Origin of the sequence: Rhizobium sp. AN6A, assembly GCF_900215635.1 — a bacterium.
GTDB lineage: Bacteria > Pseudomonadota > Alphaproteobacteria > Rhizobiales > Rhizobiaceae > Agrobacterium > Agrobacterium tumefaciens.
The window spans coordinates 205,368-223,376 of the sequence record NZ_OCNC01000001.1; the positions used below are offsets into that span (position 1 = coordinate 205,368).

Annotated in this window: 13 protein-coding genes; 3 read left to right on the top strand and 10 right to left on the bottom strand. The window is 60.4% G+C overall.

Going from position 1 to position 18,009, the window contains the following annotated elements; genetic code table 11:
* Positions 1-153 precede the first annotated feature (153 nt).
* From CRO62_RS00965 to CRO62_RS27130, 7 genes are all read right to left on the bottom strand, one after another.
* The gene (locus CRO62_RS00965) at positions 154-471 is read right to left on the bottom strand and encodes a hypothetical protein (protein WP_097098805.1); all 318 of its coding nucleotides are present in this window, start codon (positions 469-471) and stop codon (positions 154-156) included.
* Between the two features lie 269 nt (positions 472-740).
* Positions 741-977: a hypothetical protein gene (locus CRO62_RS27125; RefSeq protein ID WP_179784422.1), complete on the bottom strand. Its 237-nt coding sequence runs from the start codon at positions 975-977 to the stop codon at positions 741-743.
* A gap of 214 nt (positions 978-1,191) precedes the next feature.
* A complete protein-coding gene (locus CRO62_RS00975) occupies positions 1,192-6,285 on the bottom strand; it encodes a helicase-related protein (RefSeq protein WP_179784423.1) in 5,094 nt (1,697 codons plus the stop codon).
* 98 nt (positions 6,286-6,383) lie between these two features.
* Positions 6,384-6,785: a DUF3085 domain-containing protein gene (locus CRO62_RS00980; RefSeq protein WP_097098807.1), complete on the bottom strand. Its 402-nt coding sequence runs from the start codon at positions 6,783-6,785 to the stop codon at positions 6,384-6,386.
* Positions 6,786-6,797: 12 nt separating this feature from the next.
* Positions 6,798-7,406: a DUF1419 domain-containing protein gene (locus tag CRO62_RS00985; RefSeq protein ID WP_097098808.1), complete on the bottom strand. Its 609-nt coding sequence runs from the start codon at positions 7,404-7,406 to the stop codon at positions 6,798-6,800.
* A 139-nt stretch (positions 7,407-7,545) separates the two neighbouring features.
* On the bottom strand, positions 7,546-8,454 hold the full coding sequence (locus CRO62_RS00990) for a DUF3991 and toprim domain-containing protein (RefSeq protein WP_414896247.1): 909 nt from the start codon (positions 8,452-8,454) through the stop codon (positions 7,546-7,548).
* Positions 8,455-8,727: 273 nt separating this feature from the next.
* Positions 8,728-8,904 carry a hypothetical protein gene (locus CRO62_RS27130; protein ID WP_038496918.1) on the bottom strand — a complete coding sequence of 59 codons (177 nt, stop codon included), beginning with the start codon at positions 8,902-8,904 and terminating at the stop codon, positions 8,728-8,730.
* Positions 8,905-9,397: 493 nt separating this feature from the next.
* On the opposite strand from CRO62_RS27130, the gene CRO62_RS01000 reads away from it, so the two are divergent.
* Positions 9,398-10,240 (top strand): DUF3800 domain-containing protein, encoded by an 843-nt coding sequence (locus CRO62_RS01000; RefSeq protein WP_097098810.1) that lies wholly within the window; start codon positions 9,398-9,400, stop codon positions 10,238-10,240.
* A gap of 50 nt (positions 10,241-10,290) precedes the next feature.
* Here the strand turns inward: CRO62_RS01000 and CRO62_RS01005 are convergent, their stop codons facing one another.
* Genes CRO62_RS01005 through CRO62_RS01015 form a run of 3 tightly spaced genes read right to left on the bottom strand, consistent with a single transcriptional unit; the run spans position 10,291 to position 15,729 of the window.
* The gene (locus CRO62_RS01005; protein ID WP_097098811.1) at positions 10,291-13,548 is read right to left on the bottom strand and encodes an error-prone DNA polymerase; all 3,258 of its coding nucleotides are present in this window, start codon (positions 13,546-13,548) and stop codon (positions 10,291-10,293) included.
* A complete protein-coding gene (locus tag CRO62_RS01010) occupies positions 13,545-15,056 on the bottom strand; it encodes a Y-family DNA polymerase (protein ID WP_179784424.1) in 1,512 nt (503 codons plus the stop codon). Before CRO62_RS01010 ends, CRO62_RS01005 begins: the two co-directional genes overlap by 4 nt.
* A complete protein-coding gene (locus tag CRO62_RS01015) occupies positions 14,977-15,729 on the bottom strand; it encodes an ImuA family protein (RefSeq protein ID WP_097098812.1) in 753 nt (250 codons plus the stop codon). The genes CRO62_RS01010 and CRO62_RS01015 overlap by 80 nt, the downstream gene beginning before the upstream one ends.
* 282 nt (positions 15,730-16,011) lie before the next feature.
* On the opposite strand from CRO62_RS01015, the gene ligD reads away from it, so the two are divergent.
* Together ligD and CRO62_RS01025 are read left to right on the top strand one after the other, a co-directional pair.
* Positions 16,012-17,064 carry a non-homologous end-joining DNA ligase gene (ligD, locus tag CRO62_RS01020; protein WP_097098813.1) on the top strand — a complete coding sequence of 351 codons (1,053 nt, stop codon included), beginning with the start codon at positions 16,012-16,014 and terminating at the stop codon, positions 17,062-17,064.
* Between the two features lie 58 nt (positions 17,065-17,122).
* Entirely contained in the window at positions 17,123-17,896 is a 774-nt protein-coding gene (locus CRO62_RS01025) for an SOS response-associated peptidase family protein (protein WP_097098814.1), read from the top strand.
* Positions 17,897-18,009 lie beyond the last annotated feature (113 nt).

Consider the following 18,009-nt stretch of genomic DNA (forward strand, 5'->3'; position numbering starts at 1 on the left):
CGCGCAGGCGGCGGTTGAGCGACAGCGTCGGCAGGAGGACCGGTCTGCGACGGGTTCCTCCTTCCTGCTTTTCTTTCTCAATCATTATTTATCAAGTGGAGCCGAGGCGCGAAGATAACAGGCTGCTGGCAGCAGCCGTACGTCGAGGATGGCCTAGGTCCGGCGACCCAAAAGGGCTAGACCATCGGCGAGTATGCGCTTCAAGATCAGCTTCCTGCTTTCCGGTGCGGTGCAATCGGCTTCGGAGATAGCAACAGTAGCAGGCGGTGGATTGATGGTTTCGGAGGGCAAGACCGGAAGCGGCTGTTCGACCTTTGCGGCGACCACGACGTGCTTGATTGTTGTCTCATCCGATTTGACCGCGACAGTGACCTGTCCTCCGGAGCGGAGGCGGTCGACGCCCGTTTGGGCGGCCTCCTGCTCGTCTTGAGCTTCGACCAGCAATGTCTGCGTCACGAGAAAAAATGGCATGTGTTCCCACGGAGTTTTTTGGTGCAAATCTCCTCTGCAATGCGGTTGCCGTCAAGGTGCCGCGCTTTGTTCACGGTCGCCTCCCATACACAAAAGGCGCTCGACCCGTGAGGGGAGCGCCTTCTTTTGTATCCCGGTGCAATGTCAAACGCCGCGGCGATTGCAGCGAGCAGGACATCGTCTCTTCGGGAAGTGATGCTCAGATATTGTTGACGATGAGCAATTTCAAGTCGCGAACCAGATCGCCAACTGGTAAATCTCGCCGCTTATCAGGAATGCCAAGGCGAAACAGTATCAGCACAGACACCGAGACCCGTCGAGCGATCGCGCAGCGCGTAATCGATCGGGCCCGAGCGCGCGGTGTTCCGATCGATACGGATCCAGCCTACCTTGTCTTGCTGGAGGAATGGATCCGCGGAGAGATCGACATGAAGGCGATGCGCGAGCGATATCTCGATATAATCGCTCTTCATGCTGCCGAGCGGCGAGGCCCGCGCAAACGCCATCTCGGCATAAACCCCTTGGAGTCGTCGGACGAAGCGAACAAAGAATAAAAAAATGGGCCTGCGAGAAACCGCGGCCCATGAAGTGTGGAGATCTAAAACCTCCAGAGGGGAACAGCTGCTGCGACGGAACTGGGGGGGTGACCGCCATGTGCATCAGCTGAAGGCGTAATGCCTGATTTTTGACCACCACGAAAACATTTATTGTGCAACGCAGCTATGCAGCTGCCGGGACGGTCTCATTGTCCAAATCTGCCAGTTGAGCCTCGATTGCCCGCAGCTTCAGACGCTTTACCTCCAGGTCGTCTGCGAACGCGAAAGCGCCTCCGTCTCGGGAACGGTAGGAAACCAATCGCCGCTCGGCTTCTTCTAAACGCCGGCGATACTGGCGCTGTTCGTCGTCCAAGCCGCTGAGAGCGTGCTCCAGCCGTGAGATGGCGCCAAGCGGCGTGACCGTGATCGCCAGATCGATCTCGTAATCGGCGCCAGTGCGCTGGAGGAGGGTCTCGTAACGATAGCCGTCACCCTTGCCGAGCCGCTCACCCTCATAGACGAGATCGAACCCGCCGATCGTCGCGAGATGAACCTCACCTTTGCTCTGAAGCTGCAGAAGCGTGAGGATTTCCTTCATCAGCGCCCGGCCGGCCTCCTTGCGCTCGGTATATGCCTGACCGAGCACCATCATCATAAAGGCATCGCCGGCGGTCGGCCTGAGACGCGCAATATCCTGAGCGATCTCGCCGATGCGCCGGTTCGAGACCTCAATCTCACGCTCAGCATCACGCATTTGCCGACGAACGGCATATTGGTCATCCTCATGGGCAGCACGCAGTCGTTCCAGTCGGGCAATGTCCGCCTCAAGCCCAGCCTTCTGCATCAGGCGCTCGTCGCCGGACGCGATGGCCTTGGCCATGGCGAACTGGTTGGCGGCACCTTCACCGATATCCTCCAGTCTGCGGATCGAGGTGTCACCAGATAGAGCGGCAGCGATGAACCGGGCCTTACGCTCGTTGTTCTGCCACATCGAGGCATCGAGCGAACCCTCTGTGGCATAGGCGAAAATATCCACTTCCTCATGTTGATTGCCCTGGCGGACAATCCGTCCCTCGCGCTGCTCGATCTGTGACGGCAGCCATGGCACATCCAGGTGATGGAGCGCCTTCAGCCGAAGCTGGGCGTTGACGCCGGTGCCCATCGTCTCGGACGAACCGATCAGGAAACGGACCTTGCCGGAGCGGACATCACTGAACAGCCGCTGCCTGGCTTCGGTCTTCTTGTAGTCCTGCATGAAGGCGATTTGCGACGCCGGCACGCCGAGCCGGATCAGCTCGTCGCGGATAAAGCGGTAGGCCGAGAAGCCACGAGACTTTTCGACATTAAGGGTGCCGAGATCGGAAAAGATCATCTGCGCGGCGCCGGGCAACTCAAAATCCTTGCCATCGGGGCGACGATAGGTGGCCTCGCCGGTTTCGTTCCAGATCCGATAGGCGTTGCGGACGAGAAGATTGAGCTTATTGTCCCCCTCGTTCCCGGCTCCCGGCATGACGAAGCGCAGATCGATCGCCGCATGGCGTCCGTCGGTGATGACCGATAGCAGGATATCGTCGCCCGGCTTGGCCGGTCCCTCACGCTGCTCGATCGCCTTGATGCGTGCGTCGAGCATCTGCTGATAGGTCTTGAACAGCGCGGTTGGCTTGGCAGTCAGGATCCGCCTGCGCCCGGTCGAGATGTTGGGGACCTTCACATATTGCCTGAGATCCTCCGGCATGACGACATCGGCGAACGACCGGAACATGGCGATCAGTTCCGGAACATTGACGAAGGAGGCGAAGCGGCTGACCGGCTTGTATTTGCCGGATGGCTGGATTTCGAGTTCGGTGGTCGTATCGCCGAAGCAGGATGCCCAGGCATCGAACTCATGCAGCCCGCGTTCAGCGAGTGCTGCATGGCCGAGCAGGCGCTGGATCGAGAACATCTCGCCGAGTGTATTGGTGATCGGCGTGCCGGAGGCGAGCACCAGCGCCCTGCCCGGGTTCTTCGTCTCGATATAGCGAGACTTCACATAGAGATCCCAGGCGCGCTGCGAGCCGTTCGGGTCGATGCCTTTCAGCGTCGACATGTTGGTGGCGAAGGTGAGCTTGCGGAATTCCTGGGCCTCGTCGACGACGATCTGATCGACGCCGATTTCCGATATGGTCAGAAGATCGTCCTTGCGGGTGGCGAGGCCTTCAAGCCGCTCCTGCAAACCTTCCTTCAGCCGCTCAAGGCGCTTGCGCGAGACGCGGTCGTCGCTGTCGACCTTCGTCAGCAGATCCTCGTAAAGCTGCAATTCGTCCTGGATCATCTGTTGCTCGAAGGCCGATGGCACGGCGATGAAGCGAAACGCCGAGTGAGTAATGATGATCGCATCCCAGGTGGCGGTCGCGGCCCGCGAGAGAAAGCGTGCGCGCTTGTCCTTGGTGAAATTGGTCTCGTCGGCGACAAGGATGCGGGCGTTGGGGTAGAGGGCGAGGAATTCGCGGGCCGCCTGCGCCAGGCAATGGCCGGGCACGACGAGCATGGCTTTGGCAATCAGGCCAAGCCGGCGCTGTTCCATGATGGCGGCGGCCATGGTCATTGTCTTGCCGGCGCCGACGGCGTGAGCGAGATAGGTAGAACCGTCGGCGATGATCCGCCAAATGCCGCGTTTCTGGTGCCCATAAAGAACAAAGGCGCCAGAGGCGCCCGGTAGCTTCAGATGGGAGCCGTCGAATTTGCGCGGCGCGATATTGTTGAAGCGGTCATTGTAATCGCGCGCCAGCCGGTCGGTGCGATCGGGATCGGTCCACACCCAGTCCTGGAATGCCTGCTTGATCCTTTGCAGCTTGTCGCGCGCGGCTTCGGTATCGACGACGTTGAGAACCCGGTGCTCGCCATCGGCATCCTTGAAGGTGTCGAAGATCTGTGGCACCCGGCTGTTCAGTGCATCGACGAGCAGCTCACCGGCATGGCGACGGCTCGTTCCCCATTCCGACGTGCCGGCGGCGCTGTATCCAAGCTGCCGAGCTTCCACGGTCCAGGACCCGAGCTCCGGCATATGATGGATGCGAATATCAGCCTCCATCTTCCCTTTCACGAACGCGACGACATCGGCGGCCGGGATCCACGGGGCGCCGAGACGGGCGGTAATGTCGGAGGGGCGAAGATCGGCCGGTTGAACATCCTGCAGAGCACGCACGTTGCGCTCATAGGCCGGATCGAGCTCGGCTGCGGCCTGCGCGGCGGCGAGCTTGGTACGGACTGCCCCTGAGAGATAGGCATCGGCTGTCTGCCAGGATCCATCGACCGGGTCGCGAAACACCTCGTCGGCGAGATCGGCAATCACCGTGGACACGTCGAGATGCAGCAGTTCAGCGATATGATCGAGGTCGACATGGCCGCGTTCGTTGAGTACCACCGCCAGGGCATCAGCCGCATTGGTGATGACAGGCGACATCAGCGGAGCGATCACACGGGTAGCGAATATCGGACCCGGCTTCGCCGTGTCGGTCTCCAGATCATAGTCCTCGATCGACGCGACCAGCCAGCAATCGGGATCGTCCCTGAACGGCGCGAGGTTCGGCTGGCGATGGGTCTCCTTGACCTCGCCGGTCTCGGCATCCCTCTGGACCGATACATCCGTGTGATTGATCGGCCCGAAATCGCGCACGAAGCTCGACCAGGCGATGCGCAGCCGGACCTGGAGATCGCGCCAGGGCCGGTCGGTTTCCTGCGCCTTCAGTACCTCGCGCACGGCGTCGCGGATTGGGATGAGCTTCGAAATGACGCGGATATGCTTCTCTGACACCCCGTCGCCGGCGCGACCCTTGCGCATGGTGACCGGCACGGCCGAGCCGTCGAGCATCTGCATCAGACCCTTTGTCCGGTCGAGGAAGAAGCTCCCCTCGCGAATGGCCCTGTCCTTCGGCTGTAGATCAACGATCTCGCCGAGCTCATCCTCCAGATCGATATCGATGGGCGTAGGCTCGCCGTCATAGAGATCGGCCGGCAGAAGATCGATCGTAGCGGCGAGGACGGCTTCAAGATCCTCACCGTCGCGCGGCAAGCAGGTATAGGTCTCGCCAAATGGTCCCGACGTCAGCGCGTGGGTGCCGAGAACGAAATCGGGATGGCCGGCGAACCAGCGATTGACGCGGATCGCGCCCTCGTCATCCGTTGCGGAGCGAAACTCGCCAACGTCGAGCCAGGTCTGATCCCCCTCCGGCTCACCTACCTTCCGCTTGCGGAAGAAGAGGATGTCGACGACGACATCCGTGCCGGCGTCGCGGCGAAAGCTGCCCTCGGGCAACCGGATCGCCGCGACCAGATCTGCGGATTTGGCGATATGCTCCCGCGCCGCCGCGCCTGCTTTGTCCATCGTGCCATGGGAAGTGACGAAGGCAGCGAGCGCGCCGGGCTTCAGAAGATCGATGGAGCGCGCGATGAAGTAGTCGTGCAGACGAAGGCCGAGCGAACGATAAGCGCGGTCCGAGCGGACGATGCGATCGGAAAAAGGCGGGTTGCCGATGGCGAGATCGTAGATCGCCGAGAGATCGGTGCGAGCGAAGTCGCCATTGATGATCCGCGCCTTCGGCTGAAGCAGGCGCGCGATGCGGGCCGTGACCGGATCGAGTTCGATCCCGGTGACGTAAGCGGCGTCGCGATATGTCTCCGGCATCAACGCAGGGAACAGGCCCGTGCCGATGCCTGGCTCCAGCACACGACCACCGCGCCAGCCGAGTTTCTGGATACCGGCCCAGATCGCCCGGATGATGAACTCCGGCGTATAATGGGCGTACTGGGTGCAGCGGGCGAGCGACGCATAGTCCGCTTCGGAGACAGCGGTCTCGAGCGAGGAACCGAGCTCATCCCAATCCTGTCGGAAATCCACCTCACCCGGCCGCCGAAACATGCCGTTGGCCAGCTCGCCGGCGCCAAAGCCAGTAAAGCGGATCAACTGCGCCTGCTCTTTGGGTGTCGCCGGTCGATCCTGCTTGGAGATGGTATTGGCAACGAGGATCGCCGCGACATTGGCGCGAGCACGATCCTTCCAGGACGAAGGTAAGCCGCGATCACCCTCGATATAGAAGTTGGCCCGGAGCCTCTCGGCTCGGGAGGGTACGGCCGCCCGCGGAGGTGCGGGCGCCGGCGGCGTCGGATCTGGATCGTCATCGTTGGCCGGTTCGCCGACCGCCTCGGGTGCGAAGCTCCCAAAGGCTGTGACGCCGAGGCCAAGCCCGGAAGAAAGTACGGTATTGCCGTAGATGTCGAGCGTGAAGGGATCGCTGCTCATGATAAAAATCTCCTTTTTGAAAGCGCGCGTCATCGTTCCGCCAGGACGATTGGGCGAAGGGACGCTAGTTGAGGTTGGAATCCCGCTGAGGTGGGGTGTTACGACCAATCGATAATGAAGAGTTCCATCGAGTCCGGCTGGAAGGTGATGCCGAGATGCCTGGCATTGGAGGTGGCGGCGATCATGGCCTCCAGATGGTCGGCATCGATGAATTCGACACCGTCGTCTCCCCCGAAGGTCTTGCGTTTGACTTCGAACCAATCGTCGTTCGTGCGGGGATCGCATTCGAGCGCATAGGCGACCAACGGCTTTTCGCCGTCCGGCAATTTGCCGTTCGAGCACAGATAGACACCGTGGTCTCCGACTAGCCATACGCCTGGCTGCTCGTCGCAGCCGGGATGAAGGCCGTAATGGGGATTGCGGTAGCCGCCGTTGGCCTCGGCGTCGGCGCGACCGCGGGCGATCACAGCCCGCACTGATTCAATCGGAAAGGAAAGCATGAACGCATCTCCTCACGCTACGACTGCCGCACGGGCAAGATGGCGCAGTTGGACGGGCAGCTTGGTGGCGATCTCATCGTCGGTCAGGTCGTCGAGCAGTTTCGACCTGGCAGACCCAGCGGTGGTGTAAAGAGTGATGACCCGCTGCCCCGGCAAATAATGGAGGGAGCGTTCATCGGAGTAGCCGCGATAGGCGTCTGCCGTGGCACTCCAGATATGCTCAAGATGCTCGTCCCGCGTCATCGCCCGCACTGGACGCGTCTCCCGCTCGATGATCTCCAGCCGCATGTCTTCCACGGACCGGCCGTCGGAGAGATCACAATATCCATGGAAGTGACGAACTACCCCATCGATCCGCAGCGCGAAGAACACTGATGTGACAGATCCGGTCAGGAATTCGCGCATTGCAAACATCGAGCCCCGGATCCAAAGCGGCGGCAGGATCTCGAACATATAATCATGCTCGCGTTCGGTGATTTCAAACCATTCGCCAGCATAAAGCGCGCTTGTGTCGCTGTCGAAAAGGTTAGGACGCTGCGCATACCGGTCGAACAGCCGGAACATCTGATGGCGGTCGGCGGCGCCCTGGTAGACTTTACGGATTGCGGAAGGGGTGCTCATTGACGGCTCCTTTGGCCCTGTCCGAACCGAAGCGCGGTGCTGCTATCAGCTCACCATCCTCTTCAGTCCTTCATGACCCTCCCCTCACGCCGCCTCTCCGTCCGGGCGCGTCAAGGGCCGCTCTCGAGCGGGCGAAGCTTCACCCTTGACGCGGCCGGCGGGCATGCGGCAGGCCTCCGCTTGTTTCCATTCTTCTCTCCCTCTTTTCTTCCTCGCGCGCCTTCAGCGCTTCATTCCAATCCTCCGATGGCGGCTTCAGTCGCAACCAGTCGCAGCCGACCTCATTGGCAATGTCGCGAAGCCGGCCGGCAAAGGTCTCACCCTGGCTATTGGCGTCGGTAGCTGCGATCAGAACAGCACCGGGACGCGCGGCCAGCTTGCGGATCGCGGCGTCCGTCGCCGGCGACCAACCGCCGCCGGTGCTGAGATAGAGGCTGCTGTCACGCAGCCCCTCGAAAGCCGCAAGGCTCATGGCGTCGATCGCCGCCTCGGTGACGCAAAGACGCATGGCATTGGAAGAACCAAGGCGAAACAGAATTTTCGAACCGCCTGTCGAAAAGCCCCGCCAATCCGGGCCGCGCTCTTCCCAGCCGGTGACAGAACCATCGTCATTTACATGGGCGGCCCACATGCTGCCATAAGGGCCTTCTCGAAGGACGTCGCTGCGGATGGCCTGCCGGATGACCGTTACGGGGATGCAGCGCTCGGTTCGCAGATAGCGCCAGGTCATCGACCCCAGCCACGGGCTCCGTCGTTTTGCCCAGCGTTCCGGGACGGAAATGCTATGAGCGAGCTTTCTGTCTGGGCGAGACCAAGCAGGATCCGTGGCGATGACGCCGACGAGATCGGCCACCCGGTCGAGTGCTTCGACAAAGGTGACGCCGTCCAGATGCTCCGCGAGACCAAAGACATCGCCTTTCGCGTCCGACAGTGGATCGAACCAACCCCGCCCCCCATGGATGACGATGACGATTTCCGCACCGCGCCGGTACTTCAAAGCTTTGCGAGTGCTTTCCTTGACGTCGATGGCAAAGCCAGACTGTTCCAACAAAGCTGCGCACGGGACTTGGTACCGAAGTTCTTCCAGTTTCTGTTTCTCCATTATTTTCCGGCGCTCGTGGCGCCGCCCTTCTCTCCAGATTCATGTCTCCCGCAGTTTGCGGGACCGTTTCCGGCGGCCGCGAAGAGCAAAGGGGGCAAGGGCGCGCCCTGGCAATCTGCTGATCTGCAGATCAACGCCTACCGTCGGTGCCAAAGCGCGGCGAAGCTTCCCTTGCCGCCTGCCGCTCGCAAGCGGCACCAAGGAGATGTAAATGCCGGCTCAATGAGCCGGCCAGGGATGGAATTCATGCACGATCTCCAGATCGTCTTCGTCATCGAGTTCGTCGCTCGGCAGAACGCCGAACTCGTCGCCGGACCTGAAAAGCGTGACCGGAACCATCAGGATGCGGGAAAGCTGGAAGGCGTGGTTCTGCGCAAGGGTAAGATCGGTGTTCATCGGAGGGCTCCATCTTTGGAGCGGGCCATTCCCGCTCGATGGCTCCCGTCAGTGTCCGGAACCGGTCGCGATCACCGCGAAGGCGCAGCCGAAGCGGCCGCAGCTTGCCTAGCGGACCCCGTCAGCGGGTTGATCGACGGAGATCCGGGACCGGACCAGGAAGCCATCCATCAAGAGCAGGAATGGGACGCCTCAATAGATCTGCCTCCGGCCAACAAAGATCGTGCTGATGCGTATCTTGTCACGCTCCTCGATACCTGATGCTATCTTCTTTTCGCTCCAGTCATCAGGTCAAGTCGATGCCCACGCCCTGGATACGGGTCACATACGACGTGAATCCGCGAACGCCGGACGTTGGCGATTGGGAGCCATGCGGAGCCGCCCCTTGAAAAGCCGACACGCAACCGATATATGTTGGTCATAGTCGAGAGCGCTGATCCGTCGGTGCGTTGAACGATTGTTTCACTCGGCTTACCGAATTGGAGCGGACCGCATGCGGTCCGCTTTTTCGTTTCAGGGGGATTCGTTGCATCTACTATATCTCGACGAGTCGGGTCACTCTCATGATCCTAGCTCCGACTTCTTCGTGCTTGCCGGATTCAGCATCTTCGAGCGTCAAACCCACTGGCTGGAAGCCCAGATAGATCCTGTAGCGGCGCGCTTTAGCTCGACCAATCCTCGGGAAATCGAGTTTCATGGGAATCCGATGCGTTCGGGCAACGGTACCTGGAAAGGTGTGCCTCCAAATGAAAGAGTTCAAGCCGTCGTCGATATCTTGTCGCTACTGGCCGACAAGCAGTTGCAATTGAAGGTTTACGCCTGCGTCATCGAAAAGAAGCTCTTTTCTCCTAACGATATTTTGGCTCGGAGTTTCGAGGAAGTGGCTTCGTGTTTCGATGGATATCTGAAGACACTCTATAAGAAAAAGAATCCCCAACGCGGCTTGGCCATCCTCGACAAAAGCAATTACGAGGAGAAAATCCAGACCCTGTCTCATGTGTTCAAGCACGTGGGGCATGCCAACGGACAACTTCGAAACTTTGCCGAAGTCCCGCTTTTTCTGGATTCAAAAGCATCGCGCCTCATTCAGATGGCGGACTTGATCGCCTACTGGATTTTCCGACACTTTCAATCAGGCGACCAGCGTGGCTACAACCTCATAAAGCCGTACTTTGCCCGGTATGGTGTCGGGCCAGTCTCAGGTCTGCGCTGTCATGTCACGCCGGAGACAGAAGCGCGCCTCGCATCACTTCCAGTTCCAGCTCATCCGTTCCCAAAACCATCGGCGAAACCTGTTGTCACGGATGCATCCGAGGTTTCCATACTTGATGACTAGAGCGGCTTTGGAGGTGTAGGCGCCGCTTCCGACTCGCTGGCTTGAGCAATTTAGTGAAAATTCCTGCTCTTCACCTTCAGCGTATCGATATGGAGATCGGGTGTGAACATGTCCCGCGGGACAACGGGGTTTTGTCGATCACGCGAATCCGGACCGCCGCCGCCGTGTGCAAACTCGTCACCTCGCCCGGTCGGCAACTTGAACCCGGTATCCCGATCAGCCAGTCCTACGAGGTCCGTCGATAGATCGAACAGTTGCTGCGCGACAAGATGCACGACCTCCCCTTCCCGCTGAATCCGCCCATTGATTGCCATCATCGAGGATCCGAGCACCACGCTCCTGCGCTTCTCGAACAGTGACGGCCAGACGACGATGTTGGCAGGGCCTGTTTCGTCCTCGATGGTGATGAACATGACACCCTTGGCAGACCCGGGCTTCTGGCGCACCAACACCAGACCTGCAGTATAAACCCATCGCCCATCCCGAGCATTCATCGCCTCCGCACAGGGGATGATGTTGCGTGCCGACAGGTCCCTGCGCAGGAACGCGACCGGATGCTGCCGTAGCGTCAAGCCCGTATGGCTGTAATCTTCGATGACGTTGTGCCCGTCCGTCATCTGCCGAAGGGCGACCTCCGGCTCCTGCTGCTCAGCAATTGCCGCCATCTCGCGCTCGGTCGCAGCGGCAAACAGCGGCAAGGGTTCATCGCGCAGCGCCTTGATGGCCCAGAGCGCATCGCGCCGTTCGAGTTTGAGCGATGGCAGAAAGGCATCGGCCTCTGCCAGCTGGACAAGCGCCTCCGTCGGCACGCTGGACCGGCGCCACATGTCATCGACGGATAAGAAAGGACTATTCATGCGTGCCGTCACGATCCGCGCTGCATCAGCGACAGCCAGTCCCTTCACCTGCCGAAATCCAAGCCGGACAGCATGCCGATCAGTGCTGCCGATCTTTTCCAGCGTGCAGTCCCAGCGCGAGCGGTTGACGCACACAGGTCGCACCTCAACGCCATGCTTGATTGCATCACCGACGATCTGGGCTGGAGCATAAAAACCCATCGGCTGACTGTTGAGAAGGGCGGCACAAAAGACATCCGGATAATGGCACTTGATGTAGTTCGAAGCGTAGGCAATCAATGCAAAAGAGGCCGCGTGGCTCTCGGGAAAGCCGTAGGAGCCAAAGCCTTCAAGCTGCGAGAAGGTCTTTTCGGCAAACTCGGCTGAATATCCGTTCTTGACCATCCCGGAGACGAGTTTCTCTTTGAAGCGTGAGACCCCGCCGGTGAACTTGAAAGTGGCCATGGATTTGCGCAGCTTGTCGGCCTCCCCGCCAGTAAAGCCGGCGCAGACCATGGCGACCCGCATAGCGCTTTCCTGAAACAGCGGCACACCCAGCGTCTTGCCGAGCACGGCCTCAAGCTCGGGTGTGGGATATTCGACCGGCTCCTTGCCCTCACGGCGCCGCAGATAGGGGTGCACCATGTCGCCCTGGATAGGACCGGGCCGGACGATCGCCACCTGCACGACCAGATCGTAGAAGGTGCGGGGTTTCAGGCGCGGCAGCATCGCCATCTGCGCGCGGCTTTCGATCTGGAATGTCCCAAGCGTATCGGCTTTTCGGATCATTGCGTAGGTGGCTGCGTCCTCCTGCTGGATCGTAGACAGATCGAGATCCTCGCCCTTATCCTCACGGATGAGATGAAACGCCTTTGCCATGCAGGTGAGCATGCCGAGTGCGAGCACATCCACCTTCATGAACTTCAGCGCCTCGACATCGTCCTTGTCCCACTCGATGATCTGGCGGTCCTTCATCGTTGCCGGCTCGATCGGTACGAGATCATCCAGCCGGTCGTGGGTGAGGACAAAGCCGCCAGGATGCTGGCCAAGATGGCGCGGGGCTCCCATCAGCTGCTGCGCCAGTTTCAGGGTGAGCGCTAAGCGCCGGTCGTCAGGGTTGAGATTGAGCTCGCGGATGTTTCTGTCGGGCACTTCCTCCGACCAGGACCACATGCCCGACGACAAGGCCTTGATCACGTCCTCCGGCAGGCCCAGCGCCTTGCCGACATCGCGGATCGCTCCCTTGGCACGATACCGTGTGACGGTGGCGCAGAGGGCTGCCTTGTCGTGTCGGTAGGTCTTGTAGATCCATTGGATGACCTCCTCGCGCCGTTCATGCTCGAAGTCGACATCTATATCAGGCGGCTCGTCGCGCTCCTGGCTGACGAAACGCTCGAACAGGAGATCGTTGGTCGATGGATCGATGGAGGTGATGCCGAGGATATAGCAGACAGCACTGTTGGCCGCCGATCCCCTGCCCTGGCAGAGGATGGCCTGGCTCCGGGCAAAGCGCACGATCGAAAACACCGTGAGGAAGTACGGCGCATATTTCATGGTTCGGATGAGATCGAGCTCATGCCGCACGGTTTTCAACACGTCGGGCGGCAAGCCTTCCGGATAACGATCCGGCACGCATTGCCAGACATAATGCTCGAGCGATCCCTGAGCATCCTTGCCCGGCACGATCGCCTCTTCGGGATATTGGTAGGTAAGCTCCTCGAGTGAGAACGTGCAGCGCCGCACGATCTCCATGGTTCGCGCCAGGGCTTCCGGATAGCGCGAAAACAGGCGAGCCATTTCTTCCGGAGGCTTCAGATACCGGTCGGCATGACGCTCGCGCTCGAAGCCGACATCGTCGATCGTGGTGTTGTGCCTGATGCAGGTGACGATGTCCTGCAACTGCCGCCGGCCCGGTTCATGAAACAGCACGTCATTGGTGACCACGGTTTTGACCCTGACCCGTGCCGCCATGTTGGAAATCTCATGGAGCCGCAGCTGGTCATTGGGGCGTCGGCGCAGACACAGCGACACGTAAGCGCGGTCACCAAACGCTCCAGCCATCTTGCGAAGCTGTGCTGCACAGGTGGCGTCCGGCAGATCCGGCACCAGAATACCGATCATGCCTTCCGAGTAGGAAACAATGTCATCCCAGTGCAGAATGCAGTTGTCCTTGCCACCACGTGACTTGCCGAGCGTAATCAGCCGGGTCAGGCGTGAGTAGGCAGCTCTGTCTATCGGGTAGACGAGCAACGACATGCCGTCGGCGAGATCGAGACGGCAGCCAACGACGAGGCGGAGACCTGTCGCGCGGGATGCTTCAAGGGCGCGAACAATCCCGGCCAGCGAATTACGATCAACGACGCCGATCGCACTGATCCCAAGGAGCTTTGCAGTCTCGAACAGCTCCTTCGCCGACGAGGCACCACGAAGAAAAGAAAAATGTGTCGTGACCTGAAGCTCCGCGTAGCTCATGCGAATATCCCGTGGCAGAACCAGCGATGCGATCCGGTCTGCGGATCAACACCGTCGCCGGAGCGAAACACCCACAAGCGCTCGCCTGCCTCATCCTCGATGACAAAGTAGTCGCGCACCGCCTCCATTTCGGCGTCGCGCTGCCACCATTCCCCGAAGATGCGTTCCGGGCCATCGGCTCGCTTCACCTTCCGGCGTTTGCCACGCCAGACGATCGAAACCGGCGGCCGGTCCGGCATCAGCGCGATCGCCTCGATCAACTCAGGTCTCGGCAAGAGACGGACGGGGCGGCGCCAATGGCTGACCCAGGCAACGGCGATTGGTTCAGCGACGGGGCTGATGCGCTGGACAGAGCGTTCCGGCACATCGGAGGCGACCGGCGCGACGCGATAAACCCTCTGCCCCCGGTTTCCATAGAGGTCGATCAGCGGCGTTACATCAGTGACGTCATCCTCGACCAGAGCAGAGGCTTTCTGAGCCTCCTCGAGAGGCTCGGCTATCACGGCGACCAGGATCAGCTTTTCGATCCCGAAGCCCGGCTCGATCTTTTCCGTCCGGTCCCGAAACAGTTTTGTCAGCCAGGCGACATCGCGGGCAGGTCTGGCTGTTCCCGCCCGGATCGCCTGTCTCGTACCGTCGACCTTCTCAACGATCAGGTCGGCACGGCGCACGCCAAGCCCGCGCTTCTGGAGTTCGCCAACGAGTTGGACGACCAGACGGCCAACATATTTGTCGATGGTTTCCGCAGCCCCGATCGGTTCGGCGAAGGCCTTGGAGACTTCAACCAGCTCTGCGGTCCGGATCGGCTCGATCGGCTCGGCGACACGACACAGCAGCTGGTCGAGACGGCGGCCGACCTCTGGACCGAAACGCAATGTCAGCGGGGCCCGCGGGGTGTTGGCAAGTTCGCCGATCGTCTGGAAACCGAGCATGCGCAGATCAGAGACGATCTTTGACGGCAGGCGCAAAAGCGAGATCGGCAGTTTTTCGGCGGCACGGGCCGTCTCCCCCGGTGGAACGACAATCGTTTCGCGATTGATGGCGCGGGCGCAAGCATGGGCAGCACCCCAGCTGTCGGCAACCGCCACACGAGCGGTCAGCTTTTTCGCGAGGAACCGGTTGGCGATGCCATTCACCATTGATAGTTCGCCACCCTGCAGATGATCGGCGCCCTCCGTATCCATGACGATGCCATCAATCCCGTCGACCGCGACGATTGGCGAATAGATCGTCAGCGCCCAGAGCGTGATGCGCTCAAGTGCGGCTCGATCGGCTTCGGCATCAGCGTCAACCAGCATCAGGCCGCGAAACAGCGACTGCGCCTTTGCGGCTGCCATGCCGGTATGCACGCCCGCCTTTCTGGCAGCCGGATCGGCGGCAGACACCCATCGCTTCGAGCCGCTTTTCGCGATCACGGCGATTGGCTGTTCAGGCGGAATAGACGGATCGGCCCGACGAATGCGATCTGTCGGCAGATCCGGAAGATAGATCGAGACGACCCTTGTCATCACACGCCCTCACGAGAAACTCAGCACACTCACCCGCTTTCACGCGCATCAATTCCAGAAACCATTGGGGCCTGCCCACCCCCGCTACCGGCAACTCTTCCGACGGCATCACGCTGACACGCCACCGCGTGGTCGAGGCCGTCGGCTGGCCAAAGTCATTGGCCTCCGTCTGTCGCCGCCATCGGCGAACGCCAAGCGCCATGGTCCCGGTTCGCTCGGCTGCAAGCTGCAGGCGGCGGGAACTGACCATGGGCAAGCGGACAAGTTCACCGACGACGGCGCCAAGTCCACCGAAGGAAAGGCCCTCCTCCATATTGGCAAGCACATCCTCTTCCTTGTCGGATTCAACAAAGATGACGCGGTCGGGATGCAGACCCACATGGGCAAGAGCCGGAAAAAACAGATCCGGCCGCGTCAGACACCAGATGACGGGGCCTTTTGTTCGTGCGGCAATGCCGGCAACACAAAGGGCGGCCGCTGCGCCATCGACGGTGCCCGAGCCGCCGCCTGCAAACTCGTGCAGCGCGCCATAGGCGAGACCACCGCCGGGCAAGGCCGCATCGATCTCGGGAACGCCGAAGGCGAGTGTTCCGGCCCGCTTCGCGGATACCCCTTCCATCGACGCTATGCGGTCGCGCAAGTCGCAAATCACCCTCTGACGGGCAGCAGTCATCGTTCACGGCTCCCTTCAAGGTCGTGTTCAAAGGATCGACATCATGTCGTACGGGCTATATGTTCATTGTTTGTTCTCCTAGCGCAAAAGAGTCAAGCACCACAAAGTTGAGGAATATTATCCCAGTATTAGCAAAGTCGAAGATTCTAAAAGGATTCAAGGAGGTAAGGCGAAACAGAAATTTTTGCGGCCCCTGCGTCCGTCGGGGCCAGAATGGTCGATAGCGGGGATAGATGAACGGCGTCACAATCTTCTTAAGGTTTTCGTGCTGAACTCGTTTGCATGACGAAGCCACCGAGATCAAAGCCGCTCCTTCGTGATACCGAAGCCCCGCTGCGGTCAAAGCCGCGTCGGAAGCGCAATCCCGCACAGCCACAGCTGCTGTTTGAACCGATGCCCGATCGCGTCGAGCCGGCGCTCGCCCAATTGAAGGCGCATCCTCCACAAGGCGACCAATGGAGCTGGGAGCTGAAATGGGATGGCTATCGACTGGCGGTTCATATTGAGCCGACTGGGGTCCGCATCCTCACGCGTAGCGGCCATGACTGGACGCACCGGTTTCCTGCGATCGAGCAGGCTGCTCAGGCGCTTGGGCCGGCAACGATGATCATCGATGGCGAGGCGGTTGTGCTTGACGATGAAGGGCGGTCGGATTTCGGGCTGCTGCAGAAATCGTTGGGTGCTTCTGGAAAGACTGCTGGCAACCGAGCTTCGGACGCCATCCTCTACGCCTTCGATCTTATCTATCTCGACGGTCATGATCTGCGGAATGTCGAATATCGCTCACGCCGACATCTTCTCGAGGAAATGCTTAAGGACAATGATGGCGCTATCCGCCTTTCGGAAACCATTGACGCCGATCCCGCGATCCTGCTGGAACACGTTGGCGGCCTTGGTCTCGAGGGCATCGTCGGCAAGCACCTCGATCAGCCCTATCGTTCCGGCCGCACCGGGGACTGGGTCAAGATCAAATGCGTTGAGAGCGAAGCGTTCATGATCGTGGGCTATGAGCCATCGACGGCATCGCCTGCCGGGTTCGCCTCGCTGGCGCTTGCTGCCTATCGCGGTGACGAGCTTATTCATGTCGGGAATGTCGGCACAGGCTTCAGGGACGCCGAGATGACCAGGCTGCGCAAGATGCTCGACAAGCTGCGCTGGAAACGGAAGCAGTCACCTGCATCCTATGCCGAGCACGCAGACATTGTCTGGGTCGAGCCGACCCTCATTGCCGAGATCGAGTTCCGGGCGTGGACGGCCGACGGCAAACTACGCCATGCCTCCTACAAAGGCTTGCGGGAACGGCAAGACAATGCCGACGTTTACAAGCTCGACTAGCGACGGAGGCGGAACTCACCACACAACTGCATTCGGTCGCAACGGAGGAATTGCTGCCATGTGCAATCTATATCGGATGGAAGACAAGGACTGGGTCTCCAAATGGGCTCAGGACGCCGAAAGCCTGATCAACCTGATGCCGGCCTATCAGATGAATCCCGACCAGATGGGACCGGTCGTGCGCAACACGGCTGACGGCAAGACGCAGTTGGTGCATGCGCGTTGGGGCCTTCCCTCGCCTCGCTTCGCACTCGAGAAAGGGGCCAAGGCCAAGGCCGAGAAGCTCGCGGCCAAGGGCAAGCCCTTCGATCTTGAGGAACTGATCCGCATGGAGGCCGACCGCGGCACGACCAATGTGCGCAAGCTCAATTTCCCGCACTGGACGCGGTGGTTCGGTATCGAACATCGATGCCTCGTCCCTGTCACCAGCTTCGCCGAGCCGGATCCGGCGAGCAGGCAGGAAGGTGGCAATGTACCCAATGCCTGGTTCGCCCGCGATGAAGCAAAGTCGCTGATGTTCTTTGCCGGCATCCATGTGCCGCAATGGAAAAGCGTCCGGAAGGTTCGAGACGGGCTCACGACCGACGATCTCTATGGTTTTCTGACCACCGATCCCAACCAGGTCGTGAAGCCGATTCACGAGAAGGCCATGCCCGTCTTGCTGCTGACGAAGGAAGAGACCGACACGTGGATGCGCGCGCCATGGGACGAGGCGAAACATCTTGCCCAGCCACTACCGGATGACGCGCTGATCATTTCGTCGCGCGAGCCCTATGGATCCTCGATCGTGTCGACGTCTGGCGAGTTGGTTGAGCAAAGAAGCCTCCTCTAATCGGTCAAGCGAAAGCGCTCCAGCGGCCATTACCTGACGGCGGTCTCGTGCTGCCGCTAACCGAAGCCATACGCGCAACAGCCGACGGCATTCGATATCTGGCACCGCACATC